Annotated in this window: 11 protein-coding genes and 1 pseudogene; 3 read left to right on the top strand and 9 right to left on the bottom strand. The window is 62.8% G+C overall.

Annotated features, from left to right (window positions below):
* Nucleotides 1-54: 54 nt before the first annotated feature.
* The 9 genes from NKI47_RS18795 to NKI47_RS18755 all read right to left on the bottom strand — a co-directional run bounded on the left by NKI47_RS18795 (nt 55) and on the right by NKI47_RS18755 (nt 9,775).
* A complete protein-coding gene (locus tag NKI47_RS18795) occupies nt 55-714 on the bottom strand; it encodes a GntR family transcriptional regulator (protein WP_023674176.1) in 660 nt (219 codons plus the stop codon).
* A gap of 39 nt (nt 715-753) precedes the next feature.
* Nucleotides 754-1,638, bottom strand: a complete 885-nt coding sequence (locus NKI47_RS18790; RefSeq protein WP_352592460.1) for a dihydrodipicolinate synthase family protein — start codon at nt 1,636-1,638, stop codon at nt 754-756.
* A 204-nt stretch (nt 1,639-1,842) separates the two neighbouring features.
* A complete protein-coding gene (locus NKI47_RS18785) occupies nt 1,843-3,639 on the bottom strand; it encodes an ABC transporter ATP-binding protein (RefSeq protein WP_352592458.1) in 1,797 nt (598 codons plus the stop codon).
* Nucleotides 3,636-4,580, bottom strand: coding sequence for an acetamidase/formamidase family protein (locus NKI47_RS18780; protein ID WP_352592455.1), 945 nt, complete (start codon nt 4,578-4,580; stop codon nt 3,636-3,638). Before NKI47_RS18780 ends, NKI47_RS18785 begins: the two co-directional genes overlap by 4 nt.
* Complete coding sequence (locus NKI47_RS18775; RefSeq protein WP_352592452.1) at nt 4,570-6,213, bottom strand: ABC transporter substrate-binding protein; 1,644 nt, start codon at nt 6,211-6,213, stop codon at nt 4,570-4,572. Before NKI47_RS18775 ends, NKI47_RS18780 begins: the two co-directional genes overlap by 11 nt.
* 32 nt (nt 6,214-6,245) lie before the next feature.
* Complete coding sequence (locus NKI47_RS18770; RefSeq protein ID WP_352592449.1) at nt 6,246-7,166, bottom strand: ABC transporter permease; 921 nt, start codon at nt 7,164-7,166, stop codon at nt 6,246-6,248.
* Complete coding sequence (locus NKI47_RS18765) at nt 7,163-8,071, bottom strand: ABC transporter permease (protein WP_352592446.1); 909 nt, start codon at nt 8,069-8,071, stop codon at nt 7,163-7,165. The genes NKI47_RS18770 and NKI47_RS18765 overlap by 4 nt, the downstream gene beginning before the upstream one ends.
* Nucleotides 8,049-8,651, bottom strand: a complete 603-nt coding sequence (locus NKI47_RS18760) for an ANTAR domain-containing response regulator (protein ID WP_352455770.1) — start codon at nt 8,649-8,651, stop codon at nt 8,049-8,051. Before NKI47_RS18760 ends, NKI47_RS18765 begins: the two co-directional genes overlap by 23 nt.
* Nucleotides 8,648-9,775 carry a transporter substrate-binding protein gene (locus NKI47_RS18755; RefSeq protein WP_352592444.1) on the bottom strand — a complete coding sequence of 376 codons (1,128 nt, stop codon included), beginning with the start codon at nt 9,773-9,775 and terminating at the stop codon, nt 8,648-8,650. The genes NKI47_RS18760 and NKI47_RS18755 overlap by 4 nt, the downstream gene beginning before the upstream one ends.
* Nucleotides 9,776-10,296: 521 nt before the next feature.
* On the opposite strand from NKI47_RS18755, the gene NKI47_RS18750 reads away from it, so the two are divergent.
* The 3 genes and pseudogenes from NKI47_RS18750 to NKI47_RS18740 form a co-directional block, all read left to right on the top strand.
* A complete protein-coding gene (locus tag NKI47_RS18750; RefSeq protein ID WP_352592441.1) occupies nt 10,297-11,412 on the top strand; it encodes a hypothetical protein in 1,116 nt (371 codons plus the stop codon).
* Nucleotides 11,413-11,706: 294 nt separating this feature from the next.
* Nucleotides 11,707-13,464: an adenylate/guanylate cyclase domain-containing protein gene (locus tag NKI47_RS18745; RefSeq protein ID WP_352592438.1), complete on the top strand. Its 1,758-nt coding sequence runs from the start codon at nt 11,707-11,709 to the stop codon at nt 13,462-13,464.
* Between the two features lie 395 nt (nt 13,465-13,859).
* A pseudogene (locus NKI47_RS18740) lies at nt 13,860-14,636 on the top strand (adenylate/guanylate cyclase domain-containing protein); the annotation flags it as partial.
* Nucleotides 14,637-14,660 lie beyond the last annotated feature (24 nt).

Here is a 14,660-nt window from a genome sequence, read left to right as displayed (position 1 = left end):
TCCCGGTTGCTGTCGTTGTGGATGCGCCGCGAACCGCGGCGCGGCTATATTTCCTCAGATCTGGAGCGCCAGCCGGCGCGCATTGTCGATATGCAGACTGATCGCTTCAACCGCTTTTTGCGGATTGCGGCTCTCCATGGCTTCGATGACCGCCAAATGTTCGCGCATCACCGGCACCACACGACCGTCGATGCGGAAACGCTCCTGGTGGATCAGCCGGATTTTCACCGAGTTGACCAGATAGGCCTTGGCGATAATCTCGTTGCCGAGCGCATTGATGAAGGTGTCGTGCATCGCCCAGTCGATGTTCTGGGCCTTGGCTTCCATTTCCGGCGTCGGCGCCTGCCCGAGAGCTTGAGCCAGCATCTCTTCATGTTCGCGCCGCATGCGGGCAAGTTCGGCATCAGAAGCGCTGGTCGTGAATAGCGCCACTGCCTCGCGTTCCATGAACAACCGAAACTGAAACGCCTCGCGGATCAGATTGATATCGATATGCGCGATCTGCATGCCGCGCTGCGGGATGGTGGTCAGCAATCCCTCGGCCTCGAGGCGCGGGACGATCTCACGAATGGCACCCAGCGGCAGCCCGGTGAAAGCGACCAGTTCGCGCTGTGACACGAACTGCCCCGGCCGCAGATCGCGGGCCAGCAAATGCCGCGTGAAGCTGGCATAGGCCTTCTCCCGGAGAGTGATCGGTTCGCTGCCGTCTTCCACTTCAGCTCGCTTCCTTGTCGGTCAGCCCGGCCTTGTCGGTCAGGCCGCCTCTGTCGCAAACAGCCTGTCGTAGGCAGCGGCAAGCTGCCGCTGTCCCTGCGGATCGATCGCCTCTAGGGGCGGGCGGACCGCCAGCCAGCGCTCGTCGCCGGTCTTGCGCGCGACCATGACCTTCACCGCCGGCGTGACCGGGTATTTGAGCAATTCGAGCACGAAGTCTTCGACGCGTGGGTCGTCGCCCCCGTTTTCGACCATTGCCCGGATTTCGCCGGTAACAAAATTAGCCATGCCGGAAATCGCGCCCTGTCCGCCGCGGCGCACGCTTCTCGCCAGATGCCGTTCGTCGCCGATGAGGATCACCAGATCGCCGTGCGCCTCAAGCAGCGCCTCACTGTAGCTCCAGTCCCCGCCGGAATCCTTCACCCCGGCCACCACAGCGGGAAAAGCGGCGCGCAGCCGGCCGATCAGCCCAAGCGGGAGCGGCACCATGGTGACTGAGGGGATGTTATAGAGCAGCACGTCGCGCGCCAGCGGACCGAGTGCGGTGAAGACGGCGGAAAACCATCCGAACAGCCCGTCCTCGCCGACATTCTTGAAGTAGCTCGGCGGAGCGAGCAGAATGTTGCGAACGCCGCGCTGCAAAGCGTGCCGGGCCTGATCGGCGGCATCTTCGGCTGCATCGACCAGCACTCCGGCGACGAGCTGATGTGGCGGAATACCGGCCGCCAGCATGGCCTCGGTGACGATCCGTCGCTCGTCGGTGCCGACCGAGGCTCCTTCGCCGGTGGTGCCGAACAGCGTCGCGCTGCTGCAGCCGGCGCCAAGGCAGGCTCGGGCATGCGCGATCATCGGCGCGAGCGCTATCTGCCCCGACGGGTCGAAGGGTGTGGTCAGGGCAACCGAAAGACCAAAGCGGGAAGCCAATGCGATCTCCGTTGAAATCCATGTGGACGTAGCGTTAGCACGCTAACATGTCAGATGTAAACGGGTGATCTTGCCAACTCGGCATCGCCGAACGGCGCTGCCGCGGCAGCGCCATCGCCGATCATTTTCCGCCGCTCGAACATCACATATGCAGCTGTCCCCGAGCCTCTGCGGGATTGGCTGGACGAGGCAGCCTAAGCTCGATCAAGTGGCGACGAGGTGGCCGTCGCCAACATCTTCGAGCTTGAGTTTCCGGGGCTCGTCACCGATGCGTCGCACAGCGCTTGGAATTTCGCTGTCCAAACGGGCGAACCTGGCGCGGCGCCGGCCTGGATCGGGAACCGGAACGGCTTCGATCAGCCGCTTTGTGTAAGGATGGCGCGGGTTGGAGAAGATCTGGTCGCGGGTGCCCATCTCGACGATCTGCCCCAGATACATTACCGCCACGCGATCGGAGATGTTCTCGACCACCGCCATGTCGTGCGAGATGAAGAGATATGCGACGCCGAATTCGCGCTGCAGCTCCTTCAGCAATCTTAGCACGCGCGCCTGCACCGACACGTCGAGAGCAGAGACGCTCTCGTCGGCAATGATCAGCTTTGGTCGCAGCGCCAGCGCCCGTGCAATGCAGATTCGCTGGCGCTGCCCGCCGGAGAATTCGTGGGGATAGCGCTCCATCTGGTCAGCGGAGAGGCCGACGCGTTCGAACAGGGCGGCGATCTGGGCATGCCGTTGCTCTCTGTCGCCGAGGCCGTGGATCAGCAGAGGCTCGGCGACGAGATCGCCGACCCGCATGCGCGGGTCGAGGGACGCGAAGGGATCCTGAAAGATCATCTGCACATTGCGGCGGACAGCCTTGCGCTCCTTGCGGCTGAGCGCCGACAGGTCGTGGCCGCCGATTGAAATGCTGCCGGTGAAAGGCACTAGTCCGGCGATCGCCTTGGCCGTCGTCGACTTGCCGCAGCCCGATTCGCCGACCAGCGACAGGGTTTCGTGCGGCGCGATCGAGAAACTCACGCCTTCGACCGCGTGCACCCTGCGGTCAACGCGGCCGAAGAAGCCGCCGTGCAGGTCGAAGCGGACGTGAAGATCGCTGACAGATACAAGCTCGGCCGGCATGTTGGCGGCATCTTGTCGGCCTTCGGCCGTCCGTCCGCCGCCGATACGCGGCACGGCGGCCAGAAGCTCGCGTGTATAGTCGGCCTGCGGGCGATTGAAGATGTCAGCCGCCCTGCCCTGCTCGATCATCCGGCCATCGCGCATGATGATGACGCGGTCCGCCATCTCGGCGACGACGCCCATGTCGTGCGTGATCAGGATGACGCTGGTGCCGTGCTCGCGCTGGAGGTCGCGCAGCAGCTCCAGCACCTCGCCCTGAACCGTAACATCGAGGGCGGTCGTCGGCTCATCGGCGATCAGCACGTCCGGGTTCAGGGCCAGAGCCATGGCAATCATCACGCGCTGGCGCATGCCGCCTGACAGTTCGTGCGGATAGTGCTCGAGCCGCCGTTCGGCATCCGGAATTCGGACTGCCTTCAGCGCCTCGAGCGCCCTCAGCCGCGAGTTGGAGCGCGACAGCGAGGTGTGTGCCTCGATCGCCTCCGTGAGCTGCCGCCCAATGGACAGAACCGGATTGAGCGATGTCATCGGTTCCTGAAAGATCATGGCAATACGGTCGCCGCGGATGCGGCGCATGCCGCTCTCGCTGAGAGCCGCGAGATCCTGATTGCCGAGCCGGATGGAGCCTGATCCGATGCGTGCCGCCGGCTGCGGCAGCAAGCCCATGATGGCCAGCGCCGTCATCGACTTGCCGGAACCGGACTCGCCGGCGATGCAAAGCGTTTCGCCGCGCATCAGGCCGAATGTCAGGTCGGAAACGACGTCGCGCTCGCCCTCCTCGCCGCGCACGGCGACGCTCAGACCTGAGACGCTGAGTACCGGTCTGACAGAGCCACTCTCCGCGGCGGCCTGCCCGGATCGTTTGATGTCCTCCACCTTCATTCAAAGACGCAGCGGGGGAAGTAGAACGAAACCACCCAGTTGGGCATGTCGACGATCTCGCTGATGCGCAGGTCACCGCAAACCGAGACGAGCATATAGGCATCTACCGGATCCATGCCGTAGCGGCCGGAGAGCAGGTCGATCATCTGGGAAACGGCGCTCCTGGCGCCGTCCATCAGATCCGGCCCGATACCGGTTGTCACCTCGTAGCCCTTGGCGTCGAGATGCCGCGACACCGGACCGGGCGTTGTGAAACGCGGCGTCCGCAGCCGTGCATCCTTGACCAGATCGAGCGTCAGCACGGCGTTCATGGGGCTCTCGATCGCCGTGCCGCAGACCTCGCCATCGCCTTGCGCGGCGTGCGTGTCGCCGACCGAGAACAACGCGCCCGCGACCTCCACAGGGAGGTAGAGAACCGTGCCGGCGGCGAGATCACGGATGTCCAGATTGCCGCCCACGCGCCGCGGCGGGACCACCGAATGCAGACCCGGCTCAGCCGGGGCATTGCCGATGGTGCCGGCGAAGGGCTTGAGCGGCACCCGGCCGCTCTTGCCGAACAGCGCCGGTTCGAGCGAGGCGGCGTCGTACTTCCAGATATTCAGTGCCGGTTGAGAGAAGTCATCCGCCAACAGACCGAATCCCGGGATGTTCGCCGTCCAGCCGAAGCCTGACGGCTTGAACGCCTCGATGGTGATTTTCAGGGCATCGCCCGGTTCTGCCCCGTCGACATAGATTGGCCCAGTGACCGGGTTCACCTTGGCAAAGTCGAGCAAAGCAACGTCGTCGACGGTGCTCTCCATCGTCAGCTGCCCGCCGGACGAGTCCAGGCACTGGAACTCGATCGTCGACCCTGGCGCCACCCGTTCGGTCGGGACAAAGGAATTGTCCCAGCCGAAATGATGGTGGCGCCCGTGGATGGTGTAGTCGCAGTTATTGCACATCGGTCACATACACATTGTCGTAGTTGATCGGGATGTGGACCGGGTCGACATAGAGGTTGTCGGCGCCGCCCATGCGGGTTGATTTCATGGTGAACCGCTGCTCGTTGAAGACCGGTGCCCAGGGCGCGTCTTCCATGATCTTGCCGTAGATCTCGCTCCACATCTTGGCGCGGTCGCCAGCCTTGGCCGGGTCGACGATGGAGTCGGCTTCGGCCGCCTTGGCGTCGAGCTCCTTGTTGCAATACCACGACCAGTTCCAGCCGCCCGGGACGGCACCAGCGCAGCCGAGGATCGGGCCGTAGAAGTTCGACGGATCGGGGAAGTCGGCGATCCAGGCCATGCCGCCGGACCAGATCATCGGCGCACCGGCCTTGTCGCCGCCGGCGGCGATGACGTTGGCCTGCGCGAGCGATTGGATGCCGGCCTTGATGCCGACCGCCGCCAGATCCTGCTGAATGGCCTGCGCGATGCGCGGGTTGGGATCGGTGTTCATGGCAAACAGCTGCGTGTCAAATCCGTCGGGATGCCCGGCCTCGGCAAGCAAGGCCTTGGCCTTGGCCACGTCATAGGGATAGCCCTTGAATGCCTTGTCATAGCCGGGCATCGACGGCGGCAACGGCTGATTGGCCGGCACCGCACGGTTGTTGATCAGCTGGACGATGCGGTCCTTGTTGATCGCCATGTTGACCGCCTGCCGCACCTTCACGTTGTCGAAGGGCGCCATGGTGGTATTCATGGTGATATAGCCGGTGTGCAACTGGCCGCCCTCGACGACACGGGCCTTCTGCTCGGGATCGGCCATCACCTCCTGGAATTTCGCCGGCGGAATGCCGTCGCCGGGAACGTCGATCTCGCCTTTCTGGAGCCGCAGCAGCGCCACGATCGGCTCCTGGCCGATCTCAAAGGTGATCTTGTCGAGATGCGGCAGACCCTTGTGCCAGTAATCCGGGTTGCGCTCGAAGACCACGCGCTGGCCGAGCGTCCATTCGGCGAGCTTGAAGGCGCCGGTTCCGACCGGATGTTTGCCGAAGTCCGCACCGTATTTTTCGACTTCTTCCTTCGGCATGACATGCGAGAAGTTGATCGCCATGACATGCAGGAAGGTGGCGTCGGGCCGGGTCAGCTCGAACTTGATCGTGTAGGGATCGACGACGGTTATGCCCGCCAGGCTTTCCGCCTTGCCGGCAGCGACGTCGTCATAGCCTTTGATCGAGCCGAAGAAGCCGGCGCCCGGGCTCTGTGTCTTTGGATTGGTGACCCGATCGAGCGAATATTTCACGTCGTCGGCGGTCATCTCGCGGCCATTGTGGAACTTCACTCCGTGGCGCAGCTTGAAGGTGAAGGTCTTGCCGTCGGGCGCAATCTCGTAGCTCTCGGCAAGGTCGGGCCGCAGGTTGGTGGTGCCCGGCTCGTAGTCCATCAGCCCGTCGAACAGGCTCTTGATCATCGACCAGTTCTGCCAGTCATAGCCGATGGCCGGATCGAGCGTGGCGACGTCGTCCTTGTAGGTGATGGTGATCGCGCCGCCCTGCTTGGCATTCGGATCGACGGCGTCTTCGGCGCGTACGCTTGTCATGCCAAGCACCAGCGCAAGCGCCGATGCCGCCACGGTCGATATCAGATATTTTCTCATGTCATGTTCCCTTTCTCTGGTTTTCTTGGTTTTCATCTGAGCTTGATGCGTGGATCGATGAACGGTGCGACAGTGTCGGCCAGGAGATTGCCGAGCACGATGGCAAAGGCCGAAACCAGGGTGACCCCCATGATGATCGGAATATCGATGCGCTGAATGGCCTGCCAGGCTAGCTGGCCGATGCCTGGCCAGCCGAACACGCTTTCGACAACCACGATGCCGCCCATGAAGATGCCGATGTCGATGCCGATCATGGCGATGACCGGCAGGATGGCGTTGGGCAGCGCGTGCCGGAAGATAATGGCGCTGCGTGTAAGACCCTTGGCACGCGCGGTACGCACGTAATCCTGGCGCAGCACGTCGATCATCGACGAGCGCATCATGCGGGCGTACCAGCCGGCACCGAGAATTCCCATGGTCAGCGATGGCAGCACCAGATGACGCCAGGTGCCGTAACCGCCGATCGGGAACCAGCCGAGCCGCACCGCGAACACATAAAGCAGCAGCAGGCCGACGACGAATTGCGGCGCCGAGACGCCGACGAAGGAGGCGACCATCAGCGACTGGTCAGTGGCGGTGCCACGCTTGACGGCGGCGATGAGGCCCATCGTCAGCCCGATCACGACTTCGCAGGCAATTGCGCCGAGCATCAGCAGCAGGCTTGCCGGCAGCCGCGAGACGATAAGCTCCGTGACCTCCGAGCGCTGGATGTAGGAGCGCCCCAGATCGCCGCTGAGCAGACTGATCAGATAGTGCCAGTACTGGACGACGAAGGGCTGATCGAGGCCGAGCTGCCGGCGGATGTTTTCGACCGTCTCGGGCGTGGCGCTGCGGCCGGCGATCTGGCGGACGGGATCGGCGGGCAGCAGATAGAGCAACGCAAAGGTGATCAGGGAGACGCCGAGCAAGATGAGCACGGACTGGACAACGCGGCGGCCGAGATAGGCGATCATGCCCGCCCCCTTTGCGTCGGATCGAGGATGTCGCGCAGCGCATCGCCGACCAGGTTAAAGGCTAGCGCCAGCGCCAGGATCGCCGCACCCGGAAAGAAAACCAGCCAGGGCGCTGCCTGAAAATAGGTTTGGTTTTCGAAGATGATGTTGCCCCAGGAAGCAGTCGGCGGTTGCACGCCGATGCCGAGATAGCTGAGCGTCGCTTCAAGAAGCACCGTCGTCGAGATGCCGAGCGTGCCCCAGACGATGATCGTCGGCAAAAGGTGCGGCAGGATATGACGAAACAGGATGCGCGGGGCGCTTGCGCCGATGGTGCGCTCGGCATCGATGAACTCGCGCTCGGAGAGCGAACTTGTCTCGGTGTAGATGACGCGGGCGGTCTGCACCCAGTTCACCAATGCGATCACCATGGCGACGATCCATAGGCTCGGCTGGAGCACCGCCGCCAGGCAGATGGCGAGCAGCAGCGCCGGGAAAGCCATCATCAAATCGGTGAAACGCATAAGCGCGCTGCCGATCCAGCCGCGGAAATAGCCGGCCGTGATGCCGACCAACGTGCCGATCAGAAGCGCCACGCCATTGGCGACGATGCCGATGATCAGCGACGTGCGCGCGCCGAAAAGGAGACGGGTCAGCAGGTCGCGGCCAAGCAGGTCGGTGCCCAGCCAGAATTGGGCCCCCGGCGGCAGTGGTGCGCCTTCAAGCGTGAGCCCGTCGAACATCTGCTCGTTTGGATCGTAGCCTGTCAGCCACGGTGCAAGAATGGCGCCGGCCAAGACAACGGCAATAATCCCGAGGCCGAGTAAAGCGAGAGGCCGTTTTAGCAGACGTCGCCAGACGCCGGCGCGAGGCTTGGCTGGCAGACGCCCGGCGGCCGAAAGCTCAGGCGCGATCGGATTGGTCATCGTCGCCTTCTTCTTGTGTCATCGCCACGATCCTGCGCGCGGCTTCCTCGACACTGATTTGCCAGCTCATCGCCAGCGAGCGGAGCTGCGCATAGGCACGGCCGTCCTCGGCGCCCTTCGACAAGACCTCCACCGCGCGTACGATGGTCTGGCGCTCCGCGACCCGCTGACGAAGCGAGGCAATCTCGCTGGCCAGAAGCTTGCGCGCCTCGAAACTCTGCCTTGCGATCAAAAGCGCGCTATAGACGCCGGCATTGCCGACCGGTTTCAGCAACTGCGCATCGGCCTTGTGCGACAATGCCCATTCGACGCGCCCCGGCGCCTCGGAGCCGATCAGTGCTATTAGCGGCATCGGTGCCTCGCCCGGCTTCCACGGAAATTGTTCGTCAAAGCCGAGATCGACGTCGAAGAAGACGAAGTCCGCCGCCAAGGCTTCGGCCGGCAGTTCCGGCCAAAAGCCAATCGCCTCAAGGCCGATGGCCGACAATTGCCTTGTGATCGCCTGCACGGTCGGATGTGGACGATGCAGGACAAAAGCCCTAGCGCCTCCAAGGTTCGGGATACGCGCCATCTTGCTCACGACACCACCCGCAGGCGTGGCCGCCCGAACGTCTCCGTCCGGTCATAGCGGGAAAGGTAGGGATCGGGTGCCACGCCCTTCGTCAGCGTGACCGTTTTGAACGATGTTCCATCGATACGTCCGATTAGCACCGGCAAGGTAGCATGCTGGGTTTGCGGGTCGATGGCGATGTCGCCCAGTGGCGTTCGAAATGACGTTTCGGTAAAGACCTTGGGAAGGTCCGTCCATTGTGCACCGGGGTTGCGGGTGAGGATCTCGGCGAGCATGCGCACCGAGGCATAAGCCGCCGCCTCGAACGATGAGGCCGGCATGACGGAAGGCACTGGAGCCGCACGGCGATCCGCCCCCGAGATGTCGTGAAAATAGGGCCCAACGGAAAGGTGGCCATCGCCTGCCCCGTTGAGCGCCGGCAATTCGCATTCCGTGAGATTGCAGGACAGGATCGGGCAACGCTCCGGCCTGAAATGCGGGTCGCGCCGGCCAAGCTCCGCATACGCAGCGATGAAGGCATAAGAAGAAGGGCCGATGAGATTATTCAGAATGAAATCAGGTCTCGTCGCCTGTATCTCCGCGATCAGCCGCGCAACATCGACCTCGCCGAGCGGCAGATAGCGTTCGCCCAGCACCTTGCCGCCAGCGTCCGCAATCAGGTCGCGCGCCACGCGGTTGGTCTCCCAACCCCAGATGTAGTTGGAACCGAGCAGGAAGCCGTCGGCGGCGAAACGAGGCACGACATAGGCAAGCAGCGGTACGAGATGCTGATTGGGGCAGGCGTGTGTGTAGACGACATGCTCGTTGGCTTCGAAGCCCTCGTACGGGCAGGCGTACCACAGCGTGCCGCCTGCCCTCTCCAGGATTGGAATGACCTCCTTGCGGCTCCACGAGGTGACGCAGCCAATGATGTGACGCGCGCCGCTGTTGGCGAGAATGTCCGCGCAGCCGCTTGCATAGCGATCGATGTTGCCCTGCGGGTCGCGCTCGATCGGGATGAATTCGAATGGGATAGCGGGATCGGCGTTGACGTCGGCCATGGCGTTCATCGCACCCGCACGGCAGGATTCGGACACCAGCTGGTAGTTGCCGGACCGCGAATAGAGAATGCCGATCTCGATATGCCGTTTCAAGCAATGCCTCAAAATGACAATGCCCCGCAGCCACCGCCGCCAGGCGAGAGCATACGAGGCATTCTTGCCGCCCGGCGGTCAGAGCCGGTATTTGTCCTCACCGTATTACGCCCGCGCTCCCAGTCAAGAGCCGCCACGCGAAACTTTGGCCAGCCGAAACGGTTCGGCGCGGAGCACGCAACTCATGCCGCTGGTCGTGTAGAGTCCGCCAGGAACCAAAATTGCTGATGTCCAGGATGGGGCCGGACAAACCCGGTTCGCTACCATTCAAAGCAACGACTTTAATATCGGTTTACCTGAATCTGCTAGCAGCAATGACGCCGGTTTTTCGTCGGTCAAGCAAAGGGTTCCACCTTGCCGCAGCAATTCAGCACTCCGTTCTGTCACCGGGGCGATCGCAACTGGCCGAGGTTGCACGGCTTCATGGGCGTCGAGTTGGAACGCGCGCCCGATGTTCTCGTGCCTCGCGTCGCCTTGGCCCGAAAGCTCGGTGGATGGGACTTTGGTGGCGGGAGCCGGGCTTGAGCGTCATTCGCGCCTTGCAAGGCGCCGACCTCCCGGCAGTTGCGAACATGTTTCAGCGCGTGCTGTTGAAGGAGAGGACCGAAGCGCCGGCCTCTCTCGTGGAATACATGAAACGGTTTTATCTGGATGCGCCCGGTTGCGCAGACAACCTCCGGTCGCTTGTCCATGTCAACGACGCCGGTCGCGTCTCCGGATTTGTCGGCGTCCACGTCCTGCCGATGACGTTCAACGGCCGACAACTACGCGCGGCCATCTGTAGCTCGCTCATGGTCGAGGACCATGAGCACGACCCGCTGGCCGGCGCCCGCTTGCTGAAAGCTTACCTGGATGGTCCGCAGGACATCTCCTTCAGCGAGACGGCCAACGATATTTCCGTGAAATTGTGGACCCGGCTGCGCGGCGTGGTCCTGCCGCAATACAGCCTTGACTGGGTCCGCGTGATGCGCCCCGCGGCCTTCATGCTCAGCCTTTCCGCCAATCGCATGGCGCTTGCGCGAATGCTCAATCCGCTGGCGCGTACAGTCGACCGATTTTACTGCAGAAGGATGACGTCCAGCGAACGACGCTGGTCGGGTGTGGCGGTGGACGGGGCAGGCCACGGAGCATTTCGTACATCCGAAATCGACAGCCACGCATTTGCCAGGCTCATCGAACCGTTTACCGCTCAATTCGCCCTGCGCCCGGAATGGACGGAAGACCAACTCGACCACATCCTGACCGATGCGGCACAAAAACCGGATCTGGGCGAGCTTGTCTACGTTTGTGTGACGTCGCCAGTCGGCACCAATGTCGGCGCTTTCGCCTATTACGCACGAAAGTATGAAATTGGTCGCGTGCTGCAAATCTTCGCCCTCCCCGGCCAGGCGGGCCCGGTGATTGACTGCCTGATCGATCACGCCGCCACGCGCGGCGTCAGCGGCCTGCGCGGACGCATTCAACCTGCACTTCTGGAGGCGATGCTTGGACGACGCATTGCTTTCCTGACCGTTGCCTCAACGGTGGTACATTCACGTGATCCAGAGCTTTTGGACGCGATGAAGAACTCGCAAGTCTTTCTGAACGGGCTTGCGGGCGAGCAGTGGAGCCGGCTGATCGGTAGCCGCTTCAGCTGAGGCGGGATGCGTTCAAGTTCAATCCCGCTCTATCTATTTGTTTTAGCCGCGTTCCACTTGGCTGCAAAATGCTTGGGTCAAAACCCAATCACTCTGAACGACCGAGTTCGACCCTTTGCCGTCATCCAGTTGGGAGCGTCGCATGACGCGATCTGACCCTTGTCCGACATTCGGGCTCTCATGCAGCAGGTACACAGACCCGAAAAGCTGTCTTTCAAGGGCGGCGGCAATGGCATCAACCTGCGACCTGCTGTAAGCTTGGAAAGCGGGTAACAATCCGCGAAGGATTGAGGGATGGAACGTCATCTCGCAGCCGTCCTGATTGCCGATGTCGTCGGCTATGGCCGCTTGAGCCAGATCGACGACGAGGGTACGCGTGCGCTTTTCCGAACCGACCTGAACGAAGTATTCGAGCCAAGGATCGCTGCGCACCATGGTCGCCTGGTGAAAACCATGGGAGATGGGATGCTGGTCGAGTTCCACAGTGTGGTCGACGCCCTACGCTGCGCGGTCGAAATCCAGCAACGGAAGGCGGAGGTGAACGTTCTCACGCAGCCAGAACGGCGGCTTGATTTCCGCATCGGCATCAATCTGGGCGATGTTATGGTTGAGGGTGACGACATCCACGGCGATGCGGTGAACATCGCCGATCGGCTGCAAGGGCTGGCGGAACCTGGAGGAATCGCGATTTCCGCCACCGCCTGCGACCATGTGAGGGGAAAGGTGCCGATCGGCTTTGCCTCACTCGGCGTGCAGAAAATGAAAAGTATCGCCGAACCTGTTCGCGTGTACCGTGTCTTGATCGACCCCGCTACTGCGGGCAAGATCGTCGGTGCCAAACCAGGCCTTTCTGCCGGCGACAACAGTAAGCCGCCGGTAATTGCGGTTTTGCCGTTCGAAAACCTGAGCGCCGACGACGGCTGGAGGCGGCTGGCAGACGGCCTGTCGGCCGACATGGTCGGCGACCTAGCGCGCTATCCCGACCTTGCGGTCATTTCGCGCCAGACCATGCAGTCCTATCGGGGACGGGCGAGCGACACACGCTCGGTTGGACGGGAACTGAACGCCGATTACCTGCTGGAAGGCACCCTCCAGGCGATCGGACAGCGTGTCCGCGTCGCGGTGCAGCTGGTCGACACCCGGACCGGAGCCAACCTTTGGTCGGCGCGGTTCGACGAGTCGACCGATGATTTTTTTCTCATGCAGGACAGCATCACACAGAACGTCATCAATGCCCTGGCAGGCACTTTCGGCAAGCTCGCCAATCTCGGGCGTGAGGTGGCTCGGCGGAAGCCTCCCTCGAGCCTGGGTGCTTACGACTGCTATCTACTCGGGGTGGAACTGCACGACAGATTCACGACCGATGCGAGGGCAGAAGCCATACGCATGCTGTCCCGCGCCGTGGAACTCGACCCCGGCTTCGCGCGGGCCTGGATGACGTTGGGATTGGCACATGCGGTCGATGCCTTCAATGCCTTCACGCCAGATTCAGCCGCTTCGGTCGAGCGCTGGCGAGAATGCGTGGAAAAGGCTCTGGCGCTCGACCCTACCGATCCGATGACGCGCCTTTACATGGGCGCTCTCCGCGCCATTGGCGGCGATATCAGCGGGGCCGCAGAGGAATACGACCGGGCGCTGGCCCTGGCACCCAATGACGCCGATGTGCTGTCGATGCTTGCCTCAAGCCGAGCTCTCGTGTGTGGAAATCCGGAAGAAGGCTGTGCTCTTGCCGAACGGGCGCTTCGCCTCAATCCGCAGGCTCCGAGTTGGTACTACGCGCAGCTCGCCCGGGCGCGGTTCGTCGCCGGTCGCTATGCCGACAGTCTGTCGTCGCTGCGCCAAAGTCCGCCGGATATTCCCGTCACTCTGATGTTCCGTGCCCTGTGTCACGCGCTGCTCGAAGAGCCGGCGCAGGCGCAGTCGATCGCCAGGCGGATTGCCGTCGAGTTTCCAAGGTTCACCGTCGAGAACTTCATCCGAACCTATCCCGTCACCAATCCTCTGGCCCTCGCTGCGATTAAGGAAGGGGCTCGTCGCGCAGGTATAGCGTAGAGCCGAAAACGGTGCCGAGCTGAGGAGGGGGACGCGCTTCCTGGATATGCCACTTGGTAAGCCGGGCCCCGCTTCCGGCACAGGCTGAAGGTCTGCTTCGTAGCGCTAACTCGGCGCTGGCGTGACCCCTGCTAAGCTTCCGCTCCTGGCGCGTCCCTGGTTCAAACACCTGAGCCGCAGAACGCCAGAAACGAGCGTCGAAAGGCTGGCTGGGGTGGTGGAGAGCGGAAATTCCGATCCGTCCCTTCAACGGGAAAACGCGCCACACAAGCGGAGGTTTGCGCGCACTGCAATGAACGCTGGATGTCAACCAAGGCCAGCTTCAAGCCGAATAGACTTGGAAGCAAGACGCCAGTAAAGTTTGACCAATGGGTGCAAGGAAGGCGCCCTTGCATATGGCCAACGAATCCATCCGACGCCGGCTTGCTGCCATTTTGGCCGCTGACGTGGTCGGCTACAGCCGGCTCATGGAGCGCGACGAAACGGCTACGCACACGCAGCTCATGGCGCGGTGGAAGGATGTGCTGGAGCCGCTTGTCAAACGCCATCAGGGCCGTGTCTTCAAGCGGACCGGCGACGGCGTGTTCGTCGAGTTCGGCAGCGCCGTCAACGCCGTCGAATGCGCCACCGCCCTTCAGCAGGCCATGGCCGCCGCCAACGAAAACGTGCCGCCGGACCGCGTCATCGTGCTTCGCGTCGGCGTCAACCTCGGCGACGTGATGGTCGACGACAGCGATCTCTACGGCGACGGGGTCAATGTGGCCGCCCGCCTCGAGACGCTCGCCGATCTTGGGGGCGTGGCGATTTCGGATGGCGTTCGCGAACATCTGCACGGCCGCATCGGGGTCGATTTCGTCGACAGCGGCCATCACGAGGTCAAGAACATCGAGCGCCCGGTGCATATCTGGACCTGGTCGCCGAACCGCGCGGACGGTGCCGTCAAGGCTGCCGTCGAAGCCCAGCCGCGGCTTCCGGCAAAGCCGTCGATAGCCGTCCTGCCCTTCGACAACATGTCCGGCGACCCGGAGCAGGGCTATTTCGCCGACGGCATCACGGAGGACATCATCACCGATCTCTCAAAGGTCTCGGGCCTTTTCGTGATCGCCCGGAATTCCTCTTTCGCCTACAAGGGCAAGGCGCCGGATATCCGCAAGGTGACTCGGGGGCGGGGATCAGGTGTGCCCGGTGCACGGATC

Origin of the sequence: Mesorhizobium sp. M0633 (genome assembly GCF_040320645.1) — a bacterium.
Classification (GTDB): domain Bacteria; phylum Pseudomonadota; class Alphaproteobacteria; order Rhizobiales; family Rhizobiaceae; genus Mesorhizobium.
This window is presented reverse-complemented; position numbering and strand designations above follow the sequence as displayed.

Bases quoted from the DNA above. Each gene is read 5' to 3' on its own strand.
- NKI47_RS18785 (WP_352592458.1), bottom strand. From the start codon at position 3,639: ATGAAGGTGGAGGACATCAAACGATCCGGGCAGGCCGCCGCGGAGAGT.
- NKI47_RS18780 (WP_352592455.1), bottom strand. From the start codon at position 4,580: ATGTGCAATAACTGCGACTACACCATCCACGGGCGCCACCATCATTTC.
- NKI47_RS18775 (WP_352592452.1), bottom strand. From the start codon at position 6,213: ATGAGAAAATATCTGATATCGACCGTGGCGGCATCGGCGCTTGCGCTG.
- NKI47_RS18770 (WP_352592449.1), bottom strand. From the start codon at position 7,166: ATGATCGCCTATCTCGGCCGCCGCGTTGTCCAGTCCGTGCTCATCTTG.
- NKI47_RS18765 (WP_352592446.1), bottom strand. From the start codon at position 8,071: ATGACCAATCCGATCGCGCCTGAGCTTTCGGCCGCCGGGCGTCTGCCA.
- NKI47_RS18745 (WP_352592438.1), top strand. From the start codon at position 11,707: ATGGAACGTCATCTCGCAGCCGTCCTGATTGCCGATGTCGTCGGCTAT.